Genomic DNA, 1692 nt, shown 5'->3' on the forward strand with positions numbered 1-1692 from the left:
AGGCAGTTGATGTCCCGACCTATGCCTTCCAGCATGAGCGCTACTGGCTCGAGGTTGCCGGTGGTGGTGATTTGAGAAGTGTGGGTTTGGGCGCGGGCGAGCATCCTTTGCTCGGCGCCGTGGTGGAGCTGCCGGATGGTGCGGTGTCGTTCGCAGGTCGGGTGTCTATGGATTGTTTGCCTTGGGTTGCCGATCATGCGGTATTCGGCACTGTTCTCTTGCCGGGCGCGGCTTTGGTGGAGTTGGTTTCGGTTGCGGGGAGCCGAGTGGGTTGTTCGCGGGTTGCCGAGTTGACCTTGGTGGCTCCATTCGTTGTTCCTGAACAGGGTGGGCTTCACTTGCGGGTCACGGTTGGTACCGCTGGTGATGGAGGGCTGCGAGAGGTGTTTGTTCACAGTCGGCCTGAGCTGGCTGGAGCGGAGTCTGGTGAGTGGACTGAGCATGCGGTTGGAGTGGTGGAAGTCGAGACTGCCGGCACTTTGGCCGGGCCTGTTGCGGAGAGTTGGCCTCCGGCTGGGGCGGTAGCTGTCGATTGTGACGGCCTATACGAGCGGTTGGCTGAGTCTGGTTATGGCTATGGTCCGGCGCTTCAAGGGCTGCAGCGTTGCTGGAGTTTGGACGGTTCGGTCTTCGCGGAGGTAGTGCTCGGCTTCACCGATGTCGAACGGGGGTCGTTCGCTTTTCATCCGGTTTTAGCGGATGGCGCGCTGCATGCCTTGTTGCCTGGGTTGCTTGATAGTGGCGGGGATGTGGCATTGCCCTTCTCTTGGGCAGGTGTGCAGGTCTGTGCTGACGCTGTGGGCGTGGACGCGTTGCGGGTTGTGTTGAGGCCGGTGGGAGAGAACAGCTGGTCGATGCGGGCTTCCGATGCGGCTGGCCGGGAGGTTCTCAGCGTTGAGATGGTGACCACGAGACCTGTTGCTGCCGAGGCTTTGCGTCAGGCGGGGAGTCAGGGGGTTCATCAGCTTTTCACTGTGCAGTGGGCTCCGCTGTCGGCAGACGGTGAGACGGTGGCGATTGCTCAGCCTGGCCGGGTAGCTCTTATCGGTGCGGTTTCGAACAGTGTGGGTGAGTCGATCGACCGATATGAAAGTCTGGCTGACCTTCAGTCGGCACTCGATGGTGGCGCACCGGCTCCGGCGGTCGTGGTTTCTGGCTTGTCTTTCAGGCCTGGGACGCGTCCCGGGGCAACGCAATCCGCAATCGTTGAGGCGACGCGCCTTGTTCAGGACTTCCTTGCGGATGGGAGGCTGTCGGCCGGTCGGCTTGTTGTGCTTGCTCAGAACGTAGCGGGTGTGCAGGGAGCGCAGGTTGATCCTGCAATGTCTGCCGCGTGGGGGCTACTTGGGGTTGCGCAGAGTGAGAATCCCGATCGCATCGTCTTGGTGGACTGGGACGAAGGTGAGGTGACCGAAGACGGGGTTGCCCGGTTTTTGGGCGCGGCCGAACCGCAGCTGGCTGTGCGGGCAGGCGAGCTTCTGGTTCCGCGGCTGGTCCGGTTGGCTGGTGATGGGCATAGTTCGTTGGTTTCCTCCGAGGAACAGCCACGGGGTCCGCAGGCTCTGGCTGATGGTGGCACTGTTCTTGTCACTGGAGGCACCGGGGTGCTCGGCTCGCTCGCTGCGAGGCACCTGGTGGCCGAGCACGGTGTGGCGCATCTGTTGCTTGCCAGCCGTCGGGGTCTCGAGGCTC

The 1692-nt window shown here is 62.6% G+C and carries 1 protein-coding gene; it reads left to right on the forward strand.

Going from position 1 to position 1692, the window contains the following annotated elements; genetic code table 11:
• Positions 1 to 161: 161 nt before the first annotated feature.
• Positions 162 to 1692: SpnB-like Rossmann fold domain-containing protein (locus tag ACFFGN_RS35420; protein ID WP_380057438.1), on the forward strand; the 1531-nt coding region annotated here is incomplete at its 3' end.

It is taken from the genome of Kribbella deserti, assembly GCF_042434725.1.
Classification (GTDB): Bacteria; Actinomycetota; Actinomycetes; order Propionibacteriales; family Kribbellaceae; genus Kribbella; species Kribbella deserti.